The sequence below is a fragment of the Bradyrhizobium sp. ARR65 genome (genome assembly GCF_000472385.1).
GTDB lineage: Bacteria > Pseudomonadota > Alphaproteobacteria > Rhizobiales > Xanthobacteraceae > Bradyrhizobium.
This window is the reverse complement of the sequence record NZ_AWZU01000003.1, coordinates 64,703-89,348: the sequence shown is the minus strand read 5'-3', so window position 1 is coordinate 89,348 and position 24,646 is coordinate 64,703. Positions and strand designations below refer to the sequence as shown.

Sequence of the window (24,646 nt, the reverse complement as noted above, 5' to 3'; positions counted from 1 at the left end):
CATGACCATGCTGGAACTGCGCAAGGACATCTTCGCCGACGAGCGCGACGACAATCTGAAGGAGATCGGCAAGGGCACGCAGCGACAGGACATGCTCGGCCATGTCACGGGAACCTCGACCTATTTCGATGATCACAAGCTGCAGGGCATGCTGCACCTGAAAGTCGTGCGCAGCGTGCATTCGCATGCTCGCCTGCGCCGCATCGAGACGACGGAAGCAGAGCAATCGCAAGGCGTGCGTCGCATCATCCGCGGCGCCGACGTGCCGCGCAATCTCAACACGCTGCTCAGCCTGATCAATTTCGGCAAGGATGACGAGCCCTCGCTTGCGGTCGACAAGGTGCGCTACAAGGGCGAGCCCATCGTCGCTGTTGTCGCCGACAGTCCGCGGGAAGCCTCTGAAGCGATGGCAAAGGTGCGGATCGAGTACGAGCCGCTGCCGACCGTGTTCGATGTGGAGGATGCGCTGAAGCCGGGTGCACCTGTTGTCAACGAGACCTATCCAAAAAACACGTTCACCTACTACGAGAAATATGATCATCAGAAGCTGCGTTTCGGCGATGTAGAGCGCGGTCTCGCGCAAGCCGATCACGTCCTGGAGCAGCGCTACCAGATGTCGCCGATCGAGCATGCGCCGACGGAGACCAACGGCTCGATCGCAGCGCCCGATACCAACGGGCGCTACACGGTCTATACGTCGACGCAGGCGCTGTTCTTCTCCGTCGACACCTGCGCCAAAATTCTGGACGTGCCGTCCAACACCTTCCACTTCATCGGCGGCACGGTGGGTGGCGGATTCGGCGGCAAGGTCGATACCATCACCGAGCCGCTCTGCATTCTCGCGGCGATGCTGACCGGGCGTCCCGTCCGCTACGTGCTCGGGCGCGAGGAAGAGATGCAATATGGCCCGCCGCGCGGCGCCGAGCGCATCTACATCACGGACGGCGTGATGCGCGATGGCCGCATCGTCGCGCGCAAGGTCCGCGCCTATTTCGACAGCGGTGCCTATACAAGGCTGTCCAGCTACGCCGCGGTGAAATGCGCCGCGCATTTGCCGGGTCCCTATACGATTCCCAATGTCTACGGCGACGTCTATTGCGTCTTCACCAACCGGACGCCGGCGACCGCGATGCGCGGATTCGGCGTGACCGCGATGGATTTTGCCATCGAGTGCCAGATGGACAAGCTTGCGCACATCGTCGGCATGGACCCGATGGAGTTTCGTATTCTCAACGCCTATCGCGACGGCGACATGAAGGCGCACCGGCGAGAGGCCAAGAATACGGCGCTGATCGAATGCGTCCAGGTTGCCGCCGAAAAAGCCAAATGGCCGCTGCGCGACGAGTTCAAGCGCGCCTCATCACGCCAGGGCGGCGGCGGCGCGCGGGCGGTCGTTCCAGCAGCGACCCGAGAAGCGCATGCACCCACCGTTGCAGCCGCGCAGCAGCGAACGGTTTACGACCGTGCGCCCGCGACCGCGCCGTCCCGAGAACCACCGCCACCGCCGCCTCCGCGCCCGCAAGCACCGTCGCATGGCGCGGCCCGTTTCTCCTCTGTGTTCGGCACCAGGAGGCGCTGAGATGGCAAGGCATCGTGGGCGCGGCATCGCCTCCATCAACTATCCAATCGGCATGAATCTCGGCGGCGATCCAAGCCAGGCGCTGGTCCATTCCAACCCAAGCGGCAAGTTCACGGTGTCGCTGTCCTCGATCGATCTCGGCCAGGGCATGAAGTCGGTGACGCGCCAGATCTGTGCCGAGACCCTCGGCGTGCCGGTCGAGGACGTCTACGTCGATACCGCCGATTCCGATACCGGGCCGCATTGCATGGGCTCGTTTGCCTCGCGCGGCACCCATCGCGTCGGCAACGCGGTGATGGCCGCGGCCAAGGAAGCGCGCGGCGTAATGATGGAAGCTGCCGCCGAGGAGCTTGAGGTCAATGCAGCCGATCTCGAGACCGACGGGCGCGGCAATATTCATGTCAAGGGCGCCCCGCATCGATCGATTTCGACAAAGGATGTCGCGATCGCCGCGCAATTCAAGCAGGGCAAGACGATCTCGGGGCGCGGCATCTTCCTGGTGCCGCTCTCTGACGTCGATCCCGAGACCGGCGAAATGTCGCCGGCCACCTGCTATGCCCATGCCTGCCTGGTGGCCGAAGTCGAGGTTGACGACGAGACGGGCGACGTCGCCATGATCCGCATGGACAGTGCCTATGAACTCGGGCGTGCGCTGAATCCCCGGCTGGTCGAGCAGCAGCTCGTTGGCGGCGCCTGGATGGGCATCAGCCATGCGCTCTACGAGACGACCGAGCCGTACTATCCCGTTTCAAGCCACGGGCCGCGCGACTTCGTCGAATATCTGATGCCCGGGCCCGGCGATATCTGCCCGCACGATATCGCCGTCCTGGAGCGCCCGGCGGCTGACGGGCCGTTCGGCGCCAAGGGGCCGGGCGAGATGTGTGCCAATCCGGTGCTGCCGGCGGTCGCGAATGCGATCTTTAATGCCGTCGGCGTTCGCATCGACAAACTGCCGATCACGCCCGAAAAGGTGCTGCGGGCCATCAAGGCGCAAGGCGGCGCGCGGCCGCAGCCGCGGCGCTGAGGTCATTCGCGATGACGGTTCGCAGCAACATCGTCGGCATCGATAGCCCGGAGGCGCTGGCGAAGGCGCTGCGCGCGGCCTATTACCTTGCCGACGAGGGACTTGCGACCGCGGCCTATCTTGCGCTCGCATTGGGCAAGCCGCTTCTATTGGAAGGCGCGCCCGGGGTCGGCAAGACCGAAGCCGCCAAGGCCATCGCAGCGGTCCTGTGCCGTCGCCTGATCCGCTTGCAATGCTATGAGGGGATCGACGCGGCAGCGGCTCTCTACGAGTGGAACTATCCGCGCCAGATGCTCGCGATCCGCCAAGCTGGCGACGAGAGCATCGATATTTACGGCGAGACGTTCCTGATTGAGCGGCCGATGCTCGCGGCCTTGCGCAGCCCCGACTCGACCGTGCTCCTGATCGATGAGGTCGACCGTGCCGATCAGGAATTCGAAGCGTTCCTGCTCGAATTCCTCTCCGATTTCCAGATCTCCATCCCCGAGCGCGGCACGGTGCGCGCGGCGGAGCGCCCAGTCGTCGTGCTCACCTCGAACCGCACGCGCGATCTGCACGAGGCGCTACGCCGCCGCTGTGTCTACCACTGGATCGACTATCCGAGCGCCGAACGCGAGGCGCGCATCGTGATGATGCGGGCGTCAAGCGTCGCCGAATCAACCGCGCGCGCGGTGGTCGCGGCCGTCGGCAGGCTGCGGCGCGAGCCGCTAACCAAGGCGCCCGGAATAGCCGAGGCCGTTGACTGGGCAGAGGCCGCGACTGTGTTGCATCAAGGCGGCGCGCGCTGGCCGGATGCTTTCAAGCGCTCCATCGGCCTCGCGCTGAAGGACGAAGAGGACCTCCGCTTCATCTCGCCGCGGCTCGACGCGCTGATTGCGGAGGCCGCCGCATGAGCGACGAAGCTCAACTGCCGCGCGCCGCGCGTATCTTCGTCTCCTTCGTGGCGCTGCTCCGCGCCAACAGCTTTGCGATTGCCCCTGAGCAGACTGCCACGTTTCTCGCAGCGATCGAGCTCCTTGGGCCCAAGAACCTCGATCACATCCGTCAGGCGGGGCTTGCGACCCTGGGCCCACCGCCGGAACGGCTCGACACCTATCACCGGCTGTTCGACATTCACTTCATCGGCCATGAGCAGCTCGCGGCCGAAGGCGCTGAGGAGGAGATCGTTCGCCTGCAGGAAGAAGGGCGTGGCGCCGAGCAGCCTCGGCTGGCCGATGAGATCAATGAATCCGGCCTGACCGCGACGCGCGCGGAAGCCCTGGTCGAGCGCCGCTTCGCGCATGCCGCGATCAGCGACGCTTTGCGGCGCCTGTCGCGGCAGGCGCATTCTCGCCTGCCGCGGCGGCGCGGCTATCGGCACCGGCGCGCGCGGCGTGGTCCGCTTGCTGATCTTCGCCGCACTTTGCGCGAAACGGTCCGAAACGACGGCGAGATGCTGCATCTGGCGCGCTTGCGGCGGCGGACGCGGCTGCGTCGGCTGCTGCTCTTGATCGACGTGTCGGGATCGATGAAGGCGCGCACCGAGGAGAACATGCGGCTCGCGCACGCGCTTGTACAAGCGACCGCCAACATCGAGGTCTTCACCTTCGGCACGCGGCTGACCCGTGTCACCCCCGCCCTCCGCCTCAAGCGGCGCGAACAGGCGCTGAATGCGGCGGCGCATCTCGTCAGCGACTGGGATGGCGGCACGCGGATTGGCGACGCCCTGCAGGCGTTTTTGGCTGTGCCGCGATTTGCCGGCTATGCGCGCGGCGCGGCGGCCGTCATCATCTCGGACGGGTTGGAACGCGGCGATCCCGCGAACTTGCGCGATGCCGTCGCAAAGCTGGCGCGGCGCGCCTGGCGGTTGAGCTGGTTTACCCCGCTCGCAACAGGCCCCGGCTTTACCCCGCAAACCGAGGCGCTGATCGCGATCGCGCCGTTTGTCGATGAAATGGTCGAGGGCGGCACGATCACGGCGATCGTGTCACATTTCTTGGCGCTCGGATCGAGGAAAGCGGCATGACGGGCATTGTCGACGCGCATCATCACATTTGGCGCCAGGCCGACCTGCCCTGGCTATCCGGCCCGATGCAACCGCGCATCTTCGGTCCTTATGAACCGATCCGGCGGGATTACACCATCCAGGAATATCTCGGCGATCTCGCGGGCTCAGGCGTGACGCGCTCGGTCTATGTGCAGACGAATTGGGCCAAAGAGGGTTTCGAGGATGAGGCGGCGTGGGTGCAGCGCACTGCCGACGAACACGGCTGGCCGCACGCGATTGTCGCCTATGCCGATGTCTCGGCCAGCGACGTCCGCCCGCAGCTCGACCGGCTCGCACGTTATCCACTTGTGCGCGGCGTTCGCATGCAGCTGCACTGGCACGAAAACCCGTTGTACCGCTTTGCAGCGCGCGCCGATCTTTGCGCCGATCCCGTGATCCAACGGAACATTGCGCGTCTTGCCGACTACGGCTGGAGTTTCGATCTGCAAGTCTTCGCGCCGCAAATGGCTGACGCCGCGGCGCTCGCCCGAGCCTGTCCCAATGTCACCTTTATCCTGCAACACGCGGGCATGCTCGAGGACCTGTCGCCGCAAGGCCGCGCAGCCTGGCGCACGGGGATGGAACAGCTCGGCGCCTGCCCAAACGTCGTGTCCAAGCTTTCGGGACTCGGCACCTTCATTCATCGCAACGATCCCGCGCATGTGGCCGACGTGGTGAGGCAGACGGTTGCGATGTTCGGCGCCGAGCGCTGCGTGTTCGGCTCGAACTTCCCGATCGAGAAATTATGGACCAGCTATCGCAGCCTGATCGAGGCTCATCTCGCCGCGGCCGCGACACTCTCCACCGATCAGCGCGATGCCATCTTCAGAACCACCGCCACGCGTGTTTATGGCCTTGGCGCCTCGTGAGAAACTTAAAGAGAAAGTGGGGAGAAACGCATGCCGCTGGAGATCAAGATCCTAGACTATGGCGATATCGAACTCGAGTCGAGCTTCCTTGTTCTCGGCCGCGACTGTGGGCGAACGCGCCGCGTGCTGACACTGGGCTTCTTGATCCTTGGCGGCCCCTATCCGGTGCTGGTCGATACCGGCTATCGCTCCAACCAGATCATGGAAACGCTCGGCATGCGCGGCCTGCAATTCCATGAGAACATGATCGAGAACCAGCTCGCCCGCCATGGCGTGCGCATGGGTGACGTGCGCTTTGTCTGTCATACGCATTTGCATATCGATCACGCCGGGAAGGACGACCTCTTCCCGATGAACACGACCGTCGTGCTCAATCGCCGTGAACTGGAATATTCCGTATCCGGCTTGATGCATCCGCAATATCCGGCGCCGGACATCAAGCATCTCGTCGATCGCCTGCACACCAAGGGCGCGCTGCGTTTCCTCGATCTCGAGCTGACCGGTCCGATCGAATTGATGCCGGGCGTCTATTGCGAGGCTGCGAACGCGCACACCGAGGGCTCGATGAACATCCACGTCCACACCGTCGACGGCGTTGCGACGATCTGCGGCGACGTGATCTACGATTTCAACGACCAGATCGTCACGCCCTTCAACGAAATCCAGGATTGGGAGCCGCGCACCACGGGCAATCACGGCACGAGCAAGCGCGCGGAAAAAGCCGCGATCAAGAAGCTGCTCAGCAACGCGCGCTATCTGCTCCCGGTGCATGACAGGCCGGCGAAGATTGAAGGCGGCGCGGTCGTCGGGCGGCTGCATGACCAGGTCCCCGGCCCCATCGTTCAGACGCTGCCGCGGCGTGATTGGTTTCCCGCTTGAGCTTTCCGAGGAACGACCGATGACACACGTCACGCTGCGGAGCGAATTTGAAAGCCTGATCGATCCTTACGCGCCGGTCGGCCAGATTGGCACGGGCTTTGAGTTCACCGAGGGCCCGATCTGGCATCCGGTCGATCACTACCTCCTGTTCTCGGACATGCCGGCCGATGTGCGAAGGCGCTGGGATGCGCGGCGCGGCATTGTCGAGGTTAAGCGCCCCTCCAACAAATGCAACGGCATGACCTATGACGCGGAGCTCAATCTGATCGTCTGCGAGCACGTGACCTCCTCGCTGATTCGCGAGCGCCCCGATGGGCGACGCGAGGTGCTGGCCTCGCATTTCCAGGGGCAGGAGCTCAACAGCCCTAACGATGTGTGCGTGCATTCATCTGGAGCGATCTATTTTTCCGATCCGTGGTACGGACGCATGCCGGTCTATGGCATCGAGCGGCCGCGCCAGCTCGGCTTTCAGGGTGTGTATCGGATCCCGCCTGGCGGCGGTGAACTGAGGCTCGTGGTCGACCGCGACTTGTTCGATCAGCCGAACGGCCTGTGCTTCTCGCCGGACGAGCGGCGGCTCTATGTCAACGACACCACGCAAGCGCTGATCCGCGTGTTCGACGTCGAGCCCAATGGCGAGCTGTCCAACCCGCGCATGTTTGCCAGCGGGATTCGCTCCGAGCTCGAGCCCGGCGTGCCCGACGGCATGAAATGCGACCAGCGTGGCAATGTCTGGGTCACCGCGCCCGGCGGCGTATGGGTCTATTCGCCTGACGGAGAGCTGCTCGGCAAGGTCCGCTTGCCCGAGCTCGTCGCTAACCTCGCCTGGGGCGGTGCCGACTTCCGCACGCTCTATCTAACCGCCACCCATTCAGTCTATGCAATCCCGACCAAGATCGGGCCGCGCTATGAGCCCTACATGAGCGCCAAGCGCGGCGGCAGCGGCGCCGGGTCGTCCGCACAGGCGCCGAAACTGGTCGACGGCGATATGCGGCTCGACCCGCAGCGTTGTGCGATGATCATTCAGGACCTGCAGAACGACGTCATCATGGATGGCGGCGCCTTTGCCGAGTCCGGCGCGCCCGCCCATGCGCGCCGGCAGCATGTGGTCGACAACGTCCGTCGTCTCGCCGACGTTGCACGGGCCCGCGGCGTCGTCATCATCCATGTCTGGTTCATCGTCGAACCGGGCGCGCCCGGCGTCACCTTGAATGCGCCTTTGTTCGAGGGGCTGGTCGACAGCAAGGCGATGGTGCGCGGCAGCTGGGGCGCAGCTCCTGTATCCGGGCTGGAGCCGCGACCCGGAGATTTCATCGTCGAGAAAATGCGCATGAGCGCCTGGGAGGGCACGAGGCTTGAGACGATTCTCAAGGCCACCGGCCGCGACTTCATCGTTAACACCGGCGCCTGGACGAACATGTCGGTCGAGCACACCGCCCGAACCGGAGCGGACAAGGGCTACTTCATGATCGTTCCCGAGGACTGCTGCTCGACGATGAATGCCGAATGGCATAACGCCTCGATCAACTTCGCCCTTCAGAACGTCTCGGTCGTTACCAATGCCGACACGGTGATCAGGGCACTGGAATGACTGAAAGCCGCGGATGCCCAAGCTCCTGCATCTCGCCTGCTCGCCGCGCTCTGATTCCGAATCGGCGGCAGGCGCTCGAGTCTTTCTCGATCGCTTCCGCCAGGCGAAGCAGGATTGGGACATCGACGTGATGGACTTGTGGCGCGACAGCTTGCCGGAATTTGCCGGCGCGCTTCTCGATGCCAAATATGCCCGCCTCAAGGAGCTGGCCTTCACGGATGCGCAGCGCGATCAGTTTGCGGTCGCAGAACGCATCGTCCTTCGCTTCGCGCTCGCCGAGCGCGTCCTGATTTCCACCCCGATGTGGAACTTCGGCATTCCCTACAAGCTCAAGCAATGGTTCGACGTGATCATCCAGCCAGGGCTGACGTTCCGCTTCGATCCGTCCCAAGGTTATGTGCCCCTCCTCAAGGACAGGCCAACGCTTGTCATCCTCGCCAGCGGCGGTGACTACACCGCCGGCATGGACCGCGGCCGCACTGATATGGCGACGCCCTATTTGCGTGAGGCGCTCCGCTTCATCGGCGTCAAAGATGTGCGCTTCGTCCCGATCGGTCCCACGACTGGACCACTTGAGCCGATCCGCATTGCACGAGAGCGTGCACATCGGCGGCTTGCCGAAATGGCTACAAGTTTTTGAGTCTGCATCAGGTACCGGTTTTGGCGACTCTGGAATCGAGCACTCCCGGTCACGCTCCCACAGCGCATTGACTTCAACGAATACGAGACTCCTCAATTCGGCTTCTTCCCGCTCGGAGGTTCGGCCGCATGCACCAGGCCCCAATGATCGTAAGGCTTCTCGGGGCACCGGGATACGATCGAGGGCGGCCTCGTAGGCCTTCTTGCCGACCTTATGCGCTCGGGTGCGGAAGACGCCGGCGCCTTCTCGGCGAAGAGACTCGGCTGATGCGCGTCACGGCCATGGGGCACTACAAATCCGGTATCCCGTCTATGCGAACGGTCGCAGGAAATGGCAGCCGACCGTAGCCATGGGCAAGTCCGGCTTCCATACGATCAAGCTCAGCCGTGGCGGCCCCGAGTTGGACGCGAACGGACACCCGGCTGCGAGCCGGGAGGACAAGCTGAAGGCGGTTGATCTGAACGCCGCGTGGGATGCCGTCAGAAAGGGGCTACCTGCCCCGCGCAAACCCGCGGAGAAGCCGCTGGCCGGCTACCCGGGCGTCGTGATGGCTACATGCGCTCCATGGCGCTTCCCAGGGCTACCAGATTGGCAAAAGGGCCAGGAGATTAGAACAGAGCAGGACTAAACTATCTCAACTACGCCCCTTGAAATACCTTCTCAGGGCCGAATTCCCGCTAAGCCATTGAAATAATGGCGCGAGAGACGGGGCTCGAACCCGCGACCTCCGCCGTGACAGGGCGGCGCTCTAACCAACTGAGCTACTCCCGCGGATGCGGCGTGAGCCGCATTCGGATGCAGGGCTTAATGGGGCCCACATTCCAAGTCAAGGATGTTGCAAATCCTCGCAAAAATCAGCGGTTTTTGCCGCGCTGATGCAGAAAATGGCCTATTTTCAGGGCGAAACGGCGTAGTAGCTACCCACAGAATCATCTAAGGCCTGAAGCGTCTTAGGTTCCTACGCCATTGTTAACAACGAGGAGGGCCACCAACATGGCAAAGAAAGCAGCGACTCCGGCGACGATTACGCTCAAGCATCTCGCCGCAGCGATTGCGGAGGACCAGGAACTTTCGAAGAAGCAAGCCGAGGGCATTCTGACCGACGTGGTGACGCGGATCACCAAGCACCTGAAGAAGGGTGAACGAATCCGCATCGTCGGTCTCGGTATTCTGCAGGTGCGCAAGCGCGCCGCTCGCATGGGCCGCAATCCGGCCACCGGTGAAGCCATCCACATCAAGGCCAGCAAGAAAGTCGCCTTCCGCCCGGCCAAGGAACTCAAGGAAGCGATCTGACCGCGCTTTCGGCCTTCTACCGCCAGCCAGAAGCGTCATTTCGGTTGCCTCGCGAGGGCTCCCCCGGAATGACGCTTTTTCCGTTATAAGGGTCTCTCTCCGTCCCTCAGCCGCGGTTCTCACTGTGAATTCGTCCCTGAACTTTCAGCACAGCGTGACCGAGCGTTTCCTGCGCTACGTCACCATCGACACCCAGTCGGATCCGGAATCACCGACCTGCCCCTCCACGGAGAAACAGAAGGATCTCGGACGCCTGCTCGTCTCCGAGCTCAAAGCGCTCGGAATTACCGACGCCCATCTCGATGACAACGGCTACGTCTATGCGACCATTCCGGCGAATACCTCCAAGAAGGTGCCGGTGATCTGCTTCTGTTCGCATATGGACACATCGCCCGACTGCACGGGTGCGAACGTCAAGCCGCAGATCGTGAGAAACTACCGCGGCGGCGACATCGCCCTCCCCGCCGATCCCAACCAGATCATCCGCGTAGCCGAGCATCCGGCGCTGAAAGATCAGATCGGCAATGACATCATCACGACCGATGGCACAACGCTGCTGGGGGCCGACAACAAGGCCGGCATTGCCGAGATCATGGATGCCGCGCAGTTCTTCGTGCAAAATCCGCAGGTCAAGCACGGCACCATTAAGATCCTGTTCACGCCTGATGAGGAGATCGGTCGCGGGGTCGACAGGGTCGATTTGAAAAAGCTCGGGGCCGATTTCGCCTACACCATTGATGGCGAAACGGCCGGCCAGATCGAGGACGAGACCTTTTCCGCCGACGCCGCCACGATCATGATCCAGGGTGTCAGCATCCACCCGGGTTTTGCCAAAGGCAAAATGGAGCATGCGATCAAGATCGCAGCCGCCATCGTCGAGCGGCTGCCCAAGACCTCCTGCTCGCCCGAAACCACCGAAGGCAAAGAGGGCTTTCTCCACCCGATCGGCATCTCCGGCGCGCTCGAACAAGCCACGATCGGCTTCATTGTGCGCGACTTCACCGTGGCTGGCCTGAAGGAAAAAGAGGCGCTGCTCGAGCGTATCGTCAAGGACGTGATGAAGGACTACCCGCGCTCCACCTACCGGATGGAGGTGAAAGAGCAGTACCGCAACATGAAAGAGGTGATCGACCGCCATCCCGAAACGGTTGAGTACGCCATGGAGGCGATCCGCCGTGCGGGACTTGCGCCAGTGCGCGCCAGCATCCGCGGCGGCACCGACGGCTCGCGGCTAAGCTTCATGGGGCTGCCCTGCCCCAACATCTTCGCCGGCGAGCACGCCTTTCACTCCCGCCTGGAATGGGTCAGCCGCCAGGATATGGAAAAAGCCGTGCAGACCATCGTGCATCTGGCGATGATCTGGGAGGAGCGGGCCTAGCCTGGAAGGCCGCACTCAAGGAGCTTTACAAAGCGCGTGCGGTGACGATCCAGAGGCAAGCCGGCAAGGGCACGCTTTCACCACGCGCGTATGGCGCCAGCGCTTCGCGGATCGAATTGCGCGCGGCTTCGCGTACTTCCGCCGGATGATCCTGCAGGGCGCGGCTGGCTGGGCCGATCTCCAGCGCGCCCTGGACGGCGGCCTCGAGGCCGCGCCCGATCGCGACATCCAGCGCCAGATCATGCGGCTGCATCGCAATGGACCTATACCCCGCCTCAGTCAGGATTCGATGCACGCGCTCTTCGGACGCGAAGGAGAATGGCCCGGGATCTTCGGGACCTTGTGGCGGCAGTTTCGGCACATGCTTGTAGACGGCCTGCAGCGGCGCCATGAAAAATGGATTCTCGCGCGGCTCGCGCCAGCAGATGAATGCCACGCGCCCGGACGACCGCAGAGCTTTGCGCAAATTGGCGAAGGAGACCGCAGGCTCGGCGAAAAACATCACGCCGAAGCGCGACACCAGAAGGTCGACGCTTGCCGCATCGAAGGGATAAACGGTGGCATCGGCGAGCACGAAATCAACGGGTAATTCAGCCGGCGCATTCTCGCGCGCGCGTGCCAGCATCGGGCCTGACACATCGATGCCGAGGACATGACCTGATGGCGCCACCTTCCGTGCAAAGGCAACACTGGTGGCACCGCTGCCGCATCCGACATCGATGGCCCGTTCGCCCGGCTTCGGATCGGCATGCGCGATGAGGAGATCGAGGATCGGCGCGAGCAGGATGTCCTGGGCCTGCTGTCGATCGGCCCAGCGCTGGCCGCCCGGTCCGTTCCAATAGTCGATCTGGTCGGCGTTACGCTCGTGACCAACTGGCGTATCCATGGGTGATTCCGATGCAAGGTGAAACCGTCGCACCGAGTGTGATGAAAGCAGCTCAGTTTTGCAATCGTCCGTCCGCCGGGCTCAGGCGCCGCGTCGCGGCATCATCCGCATCGGCAAGCCATGCGCCGGACGCAAGGTGATTTTCTGCACCGGCCACACTTGTGCGCCGGACGGTAGTTGCATGTCGAAGGCTTGCACGAGCTTCGCCAGTACCAGGATTGCTTCCTGCAGCGCGAAGGACGAGCCAATGCAGGTGCGTGGGCCGGCCCCGAACGGCAGATAGGCGAAGCGCGGGATCTTGGCTTTCGCGGGCGCGAGAAAACGCGTCGGATCGAACGCGTCCGGCCTGTTCCAGAGCCGCCGATGCCGATGCAGGATGTAGGGCGCAATCACCACCACTGAGCGTGGCTTGACAGGAAGACCGCCAATCGCGTCGGCCTGTTCGGGGGCGCGGCTGAGCGCCGCGATCGGCGGATAGAGCCGCAGCGCCTCCTCCACCACCGCTTTGGTGACGACGAGCCGCTCCAATAAAGCGTCGGGATCACCGGACAGTTCGGCGTCCGCCTCCTCACGCACCCGCGCGTACCAACAGGGCGATTGAGACAGCAGAAAGGCGGACCAGGCCAGCGTGTTCGCGGTGGTCTCATGTCCGGCCGACAGGAAGGTCAGGATGTTGGAGCGCACCTCGGCAAGGCTCATCGGCCGGCCGGTCGAGGGATCGAGGGCGCGCAGCAGCAGTGTCAGCAGATCATCAGGCGCCGCAGGCTCGCCAGGGCTGTCGAGCCGGCGCTGCCGGGTCGTGATGATCCGCTCAATGACGCCTTCGAAATACGCCATGGTTTGCCGTAAGCGCTTGCGGCCCGGCCTCGGCACGGCCTCCGGCACACCCATCAGATCAAGCACGCCAATGCGTCCGATATAGGCGAAATACGCGTTCATCGCCGCGCGAAACTCGTCGAAATCGCCGCCGATCCCGTCCGAGAAGATGGTGAGCGCGAGCACATTCAGCGTCAGCAACGTGAACTCGGCCGCGATATCGATCGTCCCGTCCGGTGCAAGGCGCCGCAAGCGCCCGGTGAGCTGGTCTGCCGCAGCGAGCATTGCACTCGTGAAGGTGGTCACGGTCCGGCGTGCAAAGAGTGGCGCCAGTGTTCGCCGCTGCACTTCCCAGCGCTCGCCCTCGACGCTGAGCAGGCCATCGGAAAGGCCTGTGGCAAGGATGCGTCGCTGGATCGGATCCTTGCGGTAATTGGCGGCATTGTCGACCAGCACATGCTTGATCGCGACGGGATCATGCACCAGAAGAGCCTCGAGGAAAGGGAGCTTAACCCTCGCGATGGGCTCTTCGAAAAACTCTTCGCTCCAGCACTCGAGCGGATTTCGTTTCAGTGTCGCCAAGAGATGGATCAGCCCCGGCCTGCCTGGCCGTGGCTTGGGTGCCGGAGGACAATATGACCCCGCGATTTCGTCTTCCGAGGTAAACAACATTCTCTGAATAGGCTAACGCGTCGGGACAAGAAAATGTGATCCAAACGCGGCAATTTTATCGAAGTTCCGGCCCCAGCGGGGTGCTTCGCGTCAGATCTCGTTAGCGAGTGGTAAATTTGGGCCGCGGAAACTGATCAAAAGTTGCATGCGCGCTTAAACGCGACGGAAGCGGGTCTCAAGCGAGAATGCGACGATCGCCAGCAGGCGACGGTTCGCTCTGTCTTGTCCTGGATGAGTAGAGTATTCGCTCATGAATCAAAATCGATTGTTTGCCCGACTGAGGCCTGAAGGCAGAGTTTCCAAGACCGCCAAGATTCTGTTTGGACCTAAAGCGCCCGTGCTCGATTGCACGCTGATCGATTACTCGGCGGGCGGGGCTTGCCTGCAATTGCAAACATACGCCGACCTGCCGCAACGGTTTGAAGTGCTCTACGGCACGACCAAGAAACGCTGCAGGCTGGTCTGGAAGCGTGGATTGAGAATTGGCGTGGCGTTCTGAGCAAGCGCCATGGTCTTATGCGCCGCCCGCAGTGAAGAACCCGCCTGACGGCGGGATTCTGAGTTCAACGTCCGCGGCCGCCGGGCGTGGTCGGCGCTAAAGTCGATCCGCTCGGGGACGTAGTGATGTAGCTGTTGCCCGAGGATGTGTCTTCCGGTCTCTAAGGCGAAACCACGCAGGAGCATCGCGGCCCGCCCAGCCGAAGCGTCGATCGACGCGAAGGCTGGTAGGCGGTGAGAGATTCGAACTCCCGACCCTCTCGGTGTAAACGAGATGCTCTAACCAGCTGAGCTAACCGCCCCTTCAGCACGTTTCCGGAAAGTAGAACCGGATTTCGCTTGCAATCGAATGCGACACGTTTTCCGCTCCGAGAACATGCGCGAACGTAGCCAAAGCGCGAGACCAGAGACATCGCACTTTGGCTCCGCTGTTTAGCCCTACCTCGGCCCGCTAGGCAAGCTAGTCCATGGGACGGCCGGGCAATTCCCTGACCTCGTTGATCCATGGGACCGCCGAGCGGCACCAGATTTGCTGGGTGGGCCTAAGGGCGGCGCGCTGACGGATCGCGCCCCAGCGGATCCCCCATTCATCGGTGTGCTCGCCCTCACCGCTTGTGAACAACGGCGAGCCGCAGTCGCCGCAGAAGTGCTGGTAGAGGACCCGGCCATTATCGCCGGTCTTGGGGTAGATCTTCGGCGGCTGTCCCGTCATCCGGATTTGGCTGCCCGAACAGATCACCGTCACTCGAAAAGGCGAGCCGGTCAAAGCCTGGCAATCCGTGCAGTGACAAGCCCAAACCTCCTGCGGATCGATATCGGCCTCGAAGGTCACCCGGCCGCAATGACAACGCCCATCCACTTGCATCGCGCTTAACTCTCTTGTTCTGACACGTTTTCTTGACGCGAGCCCCAGCCTCCCCATTGGCGCGAAAAGACGATCAAAAAAAGAAACGGCGCCCGAAGGCGCCGTTTTTATGCTGTTCGTTTTTTAGTCAGCCGCTCAGTGGGCTGTGAGGCCGCCGGACGCTTCGTCGCCGGTTTCTTGTGCAACCGGAACCTTGGCGTCCTCTTCCCAGACGATCGGCACCGGCGGACGCACCAGCGCACGCGAGATGACGTCGTCCAGGCGGGCAACCGGGATGATCTCCATGCCGCCCTTGATCGCATCGGAGATTTCCGTGAGATCCTTGGCGTTGTCCTCGGGGATCAGCACCGTCTTGATGCCGCCGCGTGCGGCCGCAAGCAGCTTCTCCTTCAGGCCGCCGATCGGCAGCACCCGACCGCGCAGCGTGATTTCCCCGGTCATCGCGACGTCATGACGAACCGGAATACCGGTCATGACCGAGATGATGGCGGTCGCCATCGCAACGCCTGCGGACGGTCCGTCCTTCGGGGTCGCCCCCTCCGGCACGTGTACGTGGATGTCCCGCCTGTCGAACATCGGCGGCTCGATGCCGTAGGTGATCGCTCGCGAGCGGACGTAGGATGCCGCAGCCGAGATCGACTCCTTCATCACGTCACGCAGATTGCCCGTGACCGTCATCTTGCCCTTACCGGGCATCATGACGCCTTCGATGGTCAGCAGCTCGCCGCCGACATCGGTCCAGGCAAGGCCGGTGACGATACCGACCTGGTCGTCGCTCTCGATCTCGCCGAAGCGATATTTCGGCACGCCGAGGAAGTCCTCGATGGTCTTCTCGGTCACCTTCACCGACTTCTTCTTCGAGATCATCAGCTCCTTCACGGCCTTGCGGGCCAGTGTGGAGAGCTCGCGCTCCAGGTTACGCACACCCGCCTCGCGGGTGTAGCGGCGGATCACCAAGAGCAACGCGTCGTCGTCGATCGACCACTCCTTCGGATCGAGGCCGTGCTTGGAGAGCGCGCTCGGGATCAGATGCTTGCGCGCGATCTCGACCTTCTCGTTCTCGGTGTACCCGGCGATCCGGATGATCTCCATGCGGTCCATCAGCGGACCCGGAATATTGAGCGTATTCGCGGTCGTGATGAACATCACGTTGGACAGATCGTAGTCGACCTCGAGGTAGTGATCGTTGAAGGTCGAGTTCTGCTCGGGGTCCAGGACCTCGAGCAGCGCCGACGATGGATCGCCCCGGAAGTCGGCGCCCATCTTGTCGATCTCGTCCAGCAGGAACAGCGGATTCGAGGTCTTCGCCTTGCGCATCGACTGGATGATCTTGCCGGGCATCGAGCCGATATAGGTGCGCCGATGACCGCGGATCTCCGCTTCATCCCGCACGCCGCCGAGCGAGACGCGCACGAATTCGCGCCCCGTCGCCTTCGCGATCGATTTGCCGAGCGAGGTCTTGCCGACACCGGGAGGCCCGACCAGGCACAGGATCGGCCCGGTCAGCTTGTTGGCGCGCGACTGCACCGCGAGATACTCGACGATGCGGTCCTTGACCTTCTCCAGCCCGTAGTGATCGGCATCCAGGATCGCCTGCGCCTGCTCCAGATCCTTCTTGACCTTGGACTTCTTATTCCACGGAATGGACAAGAGCCAATCGAGATAGTTGCGCACGACGGTCGCTTCCGCGGACATCGGCGACATCTGGCGCAGCTTCTTCAGCTCGTGCTGCGCCTTCTCCCGTGCTTCCTTGGAAAGCTTGGTCTTGTTGATCTTCTCTTCCAGATCGGCGAGCTCGTCGCGACCATCCTCGTCGCCCAGCTCCTTCTGGATCGCCTTCATCTGCTCGTTGAGGTAATACTCGCGCTGGGTCTTCTCCATCTGGCGCTTGACGCGCGAGCGGATGCGCTTTTCGACCTGCAGCACAGAGATCTCGCTCTCCATCAGGCCCAGCACCTTCTCCAGGCGCGTGGTGACCGACAGCGTCTCCAGGATACCCTGGCGATCTGCGATCTTCACCGCAAGATGCGAGGCAACGGTATCGGCGAGCTTGCCGAAATCGGTGATCGCCTGCACGACGCCGACAACCTCGGCGGAGATCTTCTTGTTCAGCTTTACATAGCTTTCGAAGTCGGACACGACCGAACGCGCCAGCGCCTCCGCCTCGACGGACTTGGCGTCCGTGTCGGCAAGCGCGACGGCGGTCGCCTCGTAGAACTCGGCGCGGTCGGAGTATTTCTGCACGCGCGCGCGCTCGAGGCCTTCAACCAGCACTTTCACCGTGCCGTCGGGCAACTTCAAAAGCTGCAGCACGCTTGCGAGCGTACCGGTTTCGTAGATTGCATCGGGCGCAGGATCGTCATCGGACGCATTCTTCTGCGTCGCCAGCATCACCAGCGCGTCATTGCGCATCACCTCTTCCAGGGCGCGAATGGATTTCTCGCGACCCACGAACAGCGGCACGATGTTGTGCGGAAAGACGACGATATCGCGGAGCGGCAGCACCGGATAAGAATGCGGCTCGCCGTGGACGATAGTTGGCCGGGTTTTCGGGGTTGTCATGGGCTGTTCCTTCTGTTGTGCCCCCTTGCACGCAGCCCGCTATCGTGCGCAACCGCCACAAGGTGCCGAGTTGATCCGAAGATGATGGGGTCGCTTGCTTCGCCCGGCTCCTTTCGGATCGATGATAAGGGCGAATCTAAATGGAAATTCTGATCGCCCGCCACCATTAGGTGGCTATCGTGTATAGGGGTGTCAAGCCTGTGAAATCGCCCGCAAAATTGCGGGCCGCCAGAGCGAAGCGATTACGCAAATCGCGACTGTGAAAACACACTCCACAGCCGCTTTCTCAAACACAGCGCGAGCTCTTGATCAGGCGCTGGCGCTGCTCTCGACCGCACGGTCCGAGCGGTCGGCGTAGATGTAGAGCGGACGCGCCGTCCCCTCCACCACCTCGCGCGAAATCACCACCTCTTCGACGCCTTCCAGACCAGGAAGATCGAACATGGTCTCGAGCAGAATGCTCTCGAGGATCGAACGCAGCCCACGCGCGCCGGTCTTGCGCTCGATCGCCTTGCGGGCGACCGCGCCCAAGGCCTCGTCGGCGAAGGTGAGCTCGATGTTCTCCATTTCGAACAGCCGCTGATACTGTTTGACCAACGCGTTCTTCGGATCGGTCAGGATCTTCTTCAGCGACGTCTCGTCCAGATCCTCCAGCGTCGCCACGACAGGCAGACGGCCGACGAATTCGGGGATCAGGCCGTATTTGAGCAGGTCTTCCGGCTCGACGTGCCGGAAGATTTCGCCGGTGCGACGATCCTCCGGAGCCAGCACTTGCGCCGCGAAGCCAATCGACGTCGAACGCCCGCGCGCCGAGATGATCTTCTCCAGGCCCGAGAAGGCGCCGCCGCAGATGAACAGGATGTTAGTGGTGTCGACCTGCAAGAACTCCTGCTGCGGATGCTTGCGGCCGCCCTGCGGCGGCACCGAGGCCACCGTACCTTCCATGATCTTGAGCAGCGCCTGCTGCACGCCTTCGCCCGACACGTCCCGCGTGATCGAGGGATTGTCGGACTTGCGACTGATCTTGTCGATCTCGTCGATATAGACGATGCCGCGCTGCGCGCGCTCGACATTGTAGTCGGCCGCCTGCAGCAGCTTCAGGATGATGTTTTCGACGTCCTCACCGACGTAGCCGGCTTCGGTCAACGTGGTCGCGTCCGCCATCGTGAAGGGCACGTCCAGAATGCGCGCCAGCGTCTGCGCCAGCAACGTCTTGCCCGAACCGGTCGGACCGATCAGCAGGATGTTCGACTTCGCAAGCTCGACGTCGTTGTGCTTGGTCTGATGGTTCAGCCGCTTATAGTGATTGTGCACTGCGACCGAGAGCACCTTCTTGGCGTGGCTCTGGCCGATCACATAGTCGTCGAGAACCTTGCAGATTTCCTTCGGCGTCGGGATACCGTCGCGCGACTTCACCAGCGAGGATTTGTTCTCCTCCCGAATGATGTCCATGCAGAGTTCGACGCACTCGTCGCAGATGAAAACCGTCGGCCCCGCGATCAGCTTGCGGACCTCGTGCTGGCTCTTGCCGCAAAACGAGCAATACAGCGTATTCTTGGAGTCGCTCGTGCCGACCTTACTCATTCCTATCTCCGTCCGCCGTTCGACCTCGTCCGCTCAATCGCTCCATTTCGGGAAGGTCCGACATGGATAGTAGATAGAGCAAATTCCGTACCAAAAAAGACCCTCAACGCTTCATCCCGTGCGAACCACGGTTCACTCGAATCCCCCGCGATCTTATCCCATCACCCATAGCCAACCATGCTGACACCCGACTATCAAGAATTCGCTAAACGCGCGCCGACCTCAATCCGTGACAATACCGTGATTTTGCATATTCGCACGAGAAGAAAAGGTCGAAATCGTCCCAGCGTTGCGCGATTGCCACGCCAAATCAGCACGAAAGGGGAACTTTATGCCCCGTGGCGAGCGCGCTGCGGCCACGCGAGCGGCCGCGAAGCGCCCGTCCGCCTTAACGCTGCAGCGCGGCCTACGATCCCCGCAATTCTAAGCGGTCACGCCGCCTTGGCTGCGGTGGCCGGATCGTCCGGACGCTTGTCGATCACCTTGTCGACCAGGCCGAACTCCTTGGCCTGGTCGGCGGTGAGGAACTTGTCGCGCTCCAGCGCATCCTCGATTGCCTTGTAGGTCTGGCCGGTGTGCTTGACGTAGATCTCGTTGAGCCGCTTCTTCAGGTTCAGGATCTCCTGCGCATGCAGCATGATGTCCGTTGCCTGGCCCTGGAAGCCGCCGGAGGGCTGGTGCACCATGATGCGCGAGTTCGGCAGCGTGAAGCGCATGTCCCTCTCGCCAGCGGCGAGCAGGAGCGAGCCCATCGAGGCGGCCTGTCCCGTGCACAGCGTCGAAACCGGCGGGCGGATGAACTGCATGGTGTCGTAGATTGCAAGACCCGATGTCACCACCCCGCCCGGCGAGTTGATGTACATCGAGATTTCCTTCTTCGGATTTTCCGCCTCAAGGAACAGGAGCTGCGCGACGATCAGGGTCGACATGCCGTCCTCGACCGGGCCGGTCACGAAGATGATGCGCTCCTTCAACAGGCGCGAGAAGATATCGTACGCGCGTTCACCGCGGTTAGTCTGCTCGACCACCATCGGCACGAGGTTCATGTAGGTTTCAACGGGATCGCGCATGAGTCACCCAAGAGTTGGTGGGGGCGAACATCCAGCGGCGAACCATAGGGAAAACAGGTGCCGGGGCGGACGCACGTCCCGTGATGCAAGACAAGGCCAAGACGCAAGCTCAGATATGAGCCAATTTCGCGGCGGCAAGAGCCCCAAGCCCTGACCGTCGCGACAGAAGTTCAAGCCGATTCGAGGCGTGGCGGCCAGCGATCCCGGCCGCTTTCGCCATTCATCATTAACGTCGGCCTGACGTCGATCAGGCCGCGCTTTTCTCGTCGTCTTCCTTGAAGAGCTCCTCGCGCGAGACCTTGTTTTCGGTCACATTGGCGAGTTCGAGGATGAAGTCGACGACCTTGTCCTCATAGATCGGCGCGCGAATCTGGGCCAGCGCATGGGCGTTGTTGCGGTAATAGTCCCAGATTTCCTTCTCGCGGCCGGGCACCTGGCGCGCACGCTCGATCACCGCGCGGCCGACTTCGTCGTCGGTCACGGTAATCTTGTTCTTTTCACCGATCTCGGAAAGCACGAGACCAAGCCGGACGCGGCGGTCGGCGATCTTGCGGTATTCCTCCTTCGCCGCTTCCTCGGTCGTGTTCTCGTCGGCAAAGGTCTTGCCGCTCGAGTCCATCTCCGCCTTGATCGAGTTCCACATCAGGTTGAACTCTTCATCGACCAGCGAGGGCGGCGCCTCGAACTTGTGGGCCTCGTCGAGGCGGTCAAGCAACGCGCGCTTGACGCGCTGACGCGTTGCGGCCGCGAACTCCGCGGTCAGCCGCTCGCGCATCGCCTGCTTCAGCTTGTCGAGCGATTCGAGCCCGAGCGTTTTGGCGAACTCGTCATTGATCTCGACCGCCTGCGGCGCCTCGATCAAAGTTGCCGTGGTCTCGAACTCCGCCGGCTGGCCGGCCAAGGTCGCGTTGGCGTAGTTCTTGGGGAAGGACACCTTCAGCGTGCGGGTCTCGCCGGCGGCAATTCCGTTGAGCTGCTCTTCGAACCCGGGAATGAAGGTGTTGGAGCCGATCACCACGGGAATCTTCTCGCTGGTGCCGCCCTCGAACGGCTTGCCGTCGATGGTGCCCTTGAAGTTGATCGTCACGCGGTCGCCCGACTCGGCCTTGGCGCCCTCGCCCTTGTCGGCGTAGCTGCGATTCTGGTCGGCAATCCGCTTGATCGCTTCGTCGATATCGGCATCGGTGACGTCAGCGACGGGCTTTTCGACGTTGAAGCTCTTGAAGTCGGCGAGCTGGATCGGCGGCACGACTTCGATCGCGACCGTGTAGGTCAGATCGGACTTGCCGGTCAGCAGATCGTCGACCTCGTTCTTCTCGGTCGGCATCGTGATCTTCGGCTCGGTCGCAAGGCGGAAGCCGCGCTCGGTGAAGATCTGGGTGTTGGTGTCGCGGATGGTCTGGTCGATGGTCTCAGCCATCACCGAACGGCCATAGACTTTCTTCAGGTGACTGACCGGCACCTTGCCGGGACGAAAGCCGTTGAGGCGGACCTTGTCCTTGAGATCGACCAGCCGCGCGTCCGCCTTGGCGTCGAGATCGGAAGCGGGAACGCTGATCTTGAATTCGTGCTTCAATCCCTCCGAGAGGGTTTCGGTGACCTGCATGGTAAAAAATCTTCTTCTGCTTCCTCGGGGTTGAGGCCCCGAAATTATCCATCCCTTCGGCGCGCGGCAAAAGCCTTGCGCCGGTTGTGTCGGCGAACCAATCCCACGGAGGAAACAGGTTCTCCAGTGATCCCTGGTGCAAACGCCAAACAGCGCTTGGTGCGGGCGGAGGGACTCGAACCCCCACAACTTTCGTCACTGGAACCTAAATCCAGCGCGTCTACCAGTTCCGCCACGCCCGCGTGAACAGCATCAGTCCGGCCGCGAGGGCCGCGGGCGGCGGGCTTATAACATGGGCCCGCCCCTTCGCAGCAAAAAAATGGACCTTTGACAACCTACCGCAGCAACTGGACACAATAGACTAGAACTAGAAATGGTCCGCATCGGTCTCATGGCAAAACGCATTCCGACGCCGAACCGGCGCGAGGTGATGGCCGGGCTCGCCGCCGCCCTGATGCCCGCCGCGTCCCGAATTGCTTCGGCGCAAGGACGGGCTCAAGCCCCGCAAACCCTGGAGCTTGAAGCAAAGCCAAACCTGATTGCGCTGCGCCCGGACCAGCCGACGATAGCAATATGGGGATTGCAAGGGCCACTCGCACCCCCTCGCCTCAAGCGCGGCACGCTTGAGGTCGTATTTCGAAACACCCTGCCGGTTGCGACGACCGTTGACTGGCGCGGCGTGGATGGCGCAGCGGCGGCAGAGCCGCTTACCGTGCGACCGCCTGTCGCGCCGGGAGCCGAAGCGAATTTTTCGGTGGCTCTGCGCCGCGCCGGCACGCTCCTCTGTGACCTCCGGCTGCTGGGTGACGGGCAAGCCCTGTCGCGGCCACTTCCCCTAATCGTCCAGGAAGACGCCCCACCGGCCGTCGATCGCGACAAGACCTTCCTGGTCGAGGATTGGCGGTTACGCGGCGATGGATCGGCCTGGGCGCCGGGCGCGGCGGCCGATGACGCATCGACCATCTATACGGTCAATGGGGAGGTTTCGCCGGAGATTTCCGTACGTTCTGGCGAGCGCCTCAGGCTTCGCTTCATCAACGGCTGCCAACGCCAGGTCATCGCTTTGAAAATCGAAGGATATGAAGTTCGCGTCATCGCCATGGACGGCGCGGCCGCGGAGCCCTTTCTGGCCCGCAACAGCGCCCTGGTCATGGCCCCTGGCGGCCGCGTCGACGCCCTGATCGACGCGACGGCCGCTCCGGGCACAGCATCCCAGATCTTGCTGCACGACGGCAAGGAGGCCCGCAGCCTGGCGCGCCTAGCGATCTCAGCCGAGCCGCCGATTCGGCCGACACCGCTCCCGCCGGCCGCGCCATTGGCGGTCGATGGGCTGCCTGCGCGGCTGGACCTGAAAGGCGCCCAGCGGGTTGATCTCAGCCTTGCAGGACCGGAATGGACAAGTCCGGTCAGCTTTTCGGGATCGGCGCCGCCGGCGTTCAAAGCCAAAGCGGGCCGGACCGTCGTGCTGACGCTGGGCAACCGCGCCGACCGTGCCACCATCTTTCACCTGCACGGCCACCATTTTCGCCTGCTTGACCGGCTGGACGACGGCTGGAAGCCATTCTGGTTGGACACGCTCGCCGTGGAACCGGGACAGACGCAACGCATCGCCTTTGCCGCGGAATTTTCCGGGCGCTGGCTGTTGGAGTCCATCTCGAGCTCCTGGGCGGCGCCGCGTCTTGTGCGATGGTACAGTGTTGAATGAGGAAACGACCATGACCAAAACGACCCCCGCGATCCGCAGCATCAAGGCCCGCGCCGTCGTCGCGCCGATCGCCCGTCCTGTGAAAAACGCGTTCGGCATCATCGAAGCCGCACCGCTGGTGCTGATCGACGTCGCAACCGACCAGGGCGTTACCGGGCACGCGTACATTTTCGGCTACAACAGGCTGACCCTGAAACCGCTGGTCACCCTGATCGAGGAGATCGGACGCGATCTCACCGGCAAAGCCATCGTACCATTCGATCTGATGGCGGCGATGGACGCCAAATTCCGCCTGCTCGGCTGGCAAGGTCTGGTCGGTATGGCCGTCTCCGGCCTCGACATGGCGTTCTGGGATGCACTCGGCCGGCTCGCGGGCAAGCCGCTCGTCGAACTCCTGGGTGGTTCGGCGCGGCCCTTACGCGCCTATGACAGCTACGGCGCGGTCGATCCCGTCGCCGACGAGCGGGCGCTCAAGCGTTCGCTCGAGCAAGGCTTTCGCGGCGTCAAGATCAAGGGCGGCGACGGCGATGCCGCCAATGACGAGCGCGTGGTGAAGGGCGTGCGCGCCCTGCTCGGCCCCGACATCGCGCTGATGATCGACTTCAACCAGTCGCTCGATCCGGCCGAGGCCAGGCGCCGCATCGCGCGCCTTGCGCCTTACGACCTCACCTGGGTCGAGGAACCCGTGCCGCAGGAAAACCTGTCGGGTCACGCCAAGGTGCGCGCGACCTCGCCGATTCCGATCCAGGCTGGTGAGAACTGGTGGTTTCCGCGCGGCTTCGCCGAGGCCATTGCGGCCGGCGCGAGCGACTTCATCATGCCGGACCTGATGAAGGTCGGCGGCGTCACCGGCTGGCTCCATATCGCGGGACAAGCGGATGCCGCTTCGATCCCGATGTCGAGCCATCTGTTTGCGGAAGCGAGCGCGCATGTGCTCGCGGTGACGCCGACGGCGCATTGGCTGGAGGTGATGGATCTCGGCAACGCGATCCTCGCCGATCCGATCAAGATCGTCGACGGCACGCTAACGGCACGCGGACCGGGGCTGGGGCTGGAATGGAACGAACCGGCGATCGCAAAATATCTGATCTGAAGAGCCCGCT

The 24,646-nt window shown here is 62.8% G+C and carries 20 protein-coding genes and 3 tRNA genes; 13 read left to right on the top strand and 10 right to left on the bottom strand.

Annotated elements, in window-relative coordinates; translation table 11 throughout:
- Positions 1–7 precede the first annotated feature (7 nt).
- From F758_RS0105010 to F758_RS0104975, 8 genes are read left to right on the top strand one after another with little or no spacing between them, the layout of a single operon-like run.
- Positions 8–1,579 carry a xanthine dehydrogenase family protein molybdopterin-binding subunit gene (locus tag F758_RS0105010; protein ID WP_024506829.1) on the top strand — a complete coding sequence of 524 codons (1,572 nt, stop codon included), beginning with the start codon at positions 8–10 and terminating at the stop codon, positions 1,577–1,579.
- A 1-nt stretch (position 1,580) separates the two neighbouring features.
- Complete coding sequence (locus F758_RS0105005) at positions 1,581–2,603, top strand: xanthine dehydrogenase family protein molybdopterin-binding subunit (protein ID WP_024506828.1); 1,023 nt, start codon at positions 1,581–1,583, stop codon at positions 2,601–2,603.
- A gap of 11 nt (positions 2,604–2,614) precedes the next feature.
- Complete coding sequence (locus tag F758_RS0105000; protein WP_024506827.1) at positions 2,615–3,496, top strand: AAA family ATPase; 882 nt, start codon at positions 2,615–2,617, stop codon at positions 3,494–3,496.
- A complete protein-coding gene (locus F758_RS0104995; protein WP_024506826.1) occupies positions 3,493–4,608 on the top strand; it encodes a VWA domain-containing protein in 1,116 nt (371 codons plus the stop codon). Before F758_RS0105000 ends, F758_RS0104995 begins: the two co-directional genes overlap by 4 nt.
- Positions 4,605–5,498, top strand: a complete 894-nt coding sequence (locus F758_RS0104990) for an amidohydrolase family protein (RefSeq protein ID WP_024506825.1) — start codon at positions 4,605–4,607, stop codon at positions 5,496–5,498. Before F758_RS0104995 ends, F758_RS0104990 begins: the two co-directional genes overlap by 4 nt.
- A 30-nt stretch (positions 5,499–5,528) precedes the next feature.
- Positions 5,529–6,377, top strand: a complete 849-nt coding sequence (locus F758_RS0104985) for an MBL fold metallo-hydrolase (RefSeq protein ID WP_024506824.1) — start codon at positions 5,529–5,531, stop codon at positions 6,375–6,377.
- Between the two features lie 19 nt (positions 6,378–6,396).
- A complete protein-coding gene (locus tag F758_RS0104980) occupies positions 6,397–7,968 on the top strand; it encodes an isochorismatase family protein (protein ID WP_024506823.1) in 1,572 nt (523 codons plus the stop codon).
- Positions 7,969–7,981: 13 nt separating this feature from the next.
- A complete protein-coding gene (locus tag F758_RS0104975) occupies positions 7,982–8,608 on the top strand; it encodes an FMN-dependent NADH-azoreductase (protein WP_024506822.1) in 627 nt (208 codons plus the stop codon).
- A gap of 694 nt (positions 8,609–9,302) precedes the next feature.
- Here the strand turns inward: F758_RS0104975 and F758_RS0104965 are convergent.
- A tRNA-Asp gene (locus tag F758_RS0104965) sits at positions 9,303–9,379 on the bottom strand.
- A 222-nt stretch (positions 9,380–9,601) separates the two neighbouring features.
- On the opposite strand from F758_RS0104965, the gene F758_RS0104960 reads away from it, so the two are divergent.
- Together F758_RS0104960 and pepT are read left to right on the top strand one after the other, a co-directional pair.
- On the top strand, positions 9,602–9,901 hold the full coding sequence (locus F758_RS0104960; protein ID WP_024506820.1) for an HU family DNA-binding protein: 300 nt from the start codon (positions 9,602–9,604) through the stop codon (positions 9,899–9,901).
- A gap of 124 nt (positions 9,902–10,025) precedes the next feature.
- A complete protein-coding gene (pepT, locus tag F758_RS0104955) occupies positions 10,026–11,279 on the top strand; it encodes a peptidase T (RefSeq protein ID WP_024506819.1) in 1,254 nt (417 codons plus the stop codon).
- Between the two features lie 25 nt (positions 11,280–11,304).
- Here pepT and F758_RS0104950 read toward each other — a convergent pair whose 3' ends face one another.
- Both F758_RS0104950 and F758_RS0104945 read right to left on the bottom strand, forming a co-directional pair.
- Positions 11,305–12,165, bottom strand: a complete 861-nt coding sequence (locus tag F758_RS0104950) for a class I SAM-dependent methyltransferase (protein ID WP_024506818.1) — start codon at positions 12,163–12,165, stop codon at positions 11,305–11,307.
- 81 nt (positions 12,166–12,246) lie between these two features.
- Positions 12,247–13,653 (bottom strand): cytochrome P450, encoded by a 1,407-nt coding sequence (locus F758_RS0104945; RefSeq protein WP_024506817.1) that lies wholly within the window; start codon positions 13,651–13,653, stop codon positions 12,247–12,249.
- 250 nt (positions 13,654–13,903) lie between these two features.
- Between F758_RS0104945 and F758_RS0104940 the strand changes: the two genes are divergently transcribed.
- Entirely contained in the window at positions 13,904–14,152 is a 249-nt protein-coding gene (locus tag F758_RS0104940) for a PilZ domain-containing protein (RefSeq protein ID WP_024506816.1), read from the top strand.
- Positions 14,153–14,376: 224 nt separating this feature from the next.
- Here F758_RS0104940 and F758_RS0104935 read toward each other — a convergent pair.
- The 7 genes from F758_RS0104935 to F758_RS0104905 all read right to left on the bottom strand — a co-directional run bounded on the left by F758_RS0104935 (position 14,377) and on the right by F758_RS0104905 (position 22,080).
- Positions 14,377–14,453 (bottom strand) — tRNA-Val (locus F758_RS0104935).
- 158 nt (positions 14,454–14,611) lie between these two features.
- Positions 14,612–15,016, bottom strand: a complete 405-nt coding sequence (locus tag F758_RS0104930; RefSeq protein WP_024506815.1) for a GFA family protein — start codon at positions 15,014–15,016, stop codon at positions 14,612–14,614.
- A 135-nt stretch (positions 15,017–15,151) separates the two neighbouring features.
- Positions 15,152–17,578: an endopeptidase La gene (gene lon, locus F758_RS0104925; RefSeq protein WP_024506814.1), complete on the bottom strand. Its 2,427-nt coding sequence runs from the start codon at positions 17,576–17,578 to the stop codon at positions 15,152–15,154.
- Between the two features lie 309 nt (positions 17,579–17,887).
- On the bottom strand, positions 17,888–19,162 hold the full coding sequence (gene clpX, locus F758_RS0104920; RefSeq protein ID WP_024506813.1) for an ATP-dependent Clp protease ATP-binding subunit ClpX: 1,275 nt from the start codon (positions 19,160–19,162) through the stop codon (positions 17,888–17,890).
- A gap of 431 nt (positions 19,163–19,593) precedes the next feature.
- Positions 19,594–20,232 carry an ATP-dependent Clp protease proteolytic subunit gene (locus F758_RS0104915; RefSeq protein ID WP_024506812.1) on the bottom strand — a complete coding sequence of 213 codons (639 nt, stop codon included), beginning with the start codon at positions 20,230–20,232 and terminating at the stop codon, positions 19,594–19,596.
- A 247-nt stretch (positions 20,233–20,479) separates the two neighbouring features.
- Positions 20,480–21,838 (bottom strand): trigger factor, encoded by a 1,359-nt coding sequence (gene tig, locus F758_RS0104910; protein WP_024506811.1) that lies wholly within the window; start codon positions 21,836–21,838, stop codon positions 20,480–20,482.
- A gap of 157 nt (positions 21,839–21,995) precedes the next feature.
- Positions 21,996–22,080: transfer RNA gene (locus F758_RS0104905), tRNA-Leu, on the bottom strand.
- Positions 22,081–22,211: 131 nt separating this feature from the next.
- On the opposite strand from F758_RS0104905, the gene F758_RS0104900 reads away from it, so the two are divergent.
- Both F758_RS0104900 and F758_RS0104895 read left to right on the top strand, forming a co-directional pair.
- Entirely contained in the window at positions 22,212–23,543 is a 1,332-nt protein-coding gene (locus F758_RS0104900; RefSeq protein ID WP_245286421.1) for a multicopper oxidase family protein, read from the top strand.
- 10 nt (positions 23,544–23,553) lie between these two features.
- Entirely contained in the window at positions 23,554–24,636 is a 1,083-nt protein-coding gene (locus F758_RS0104895; protein WP_024506809.1) for an enolase C-terminal domain-like protein, read from the top strand.
- Positions 24,637–24,646: the final 10 nt, after the last annotated feature.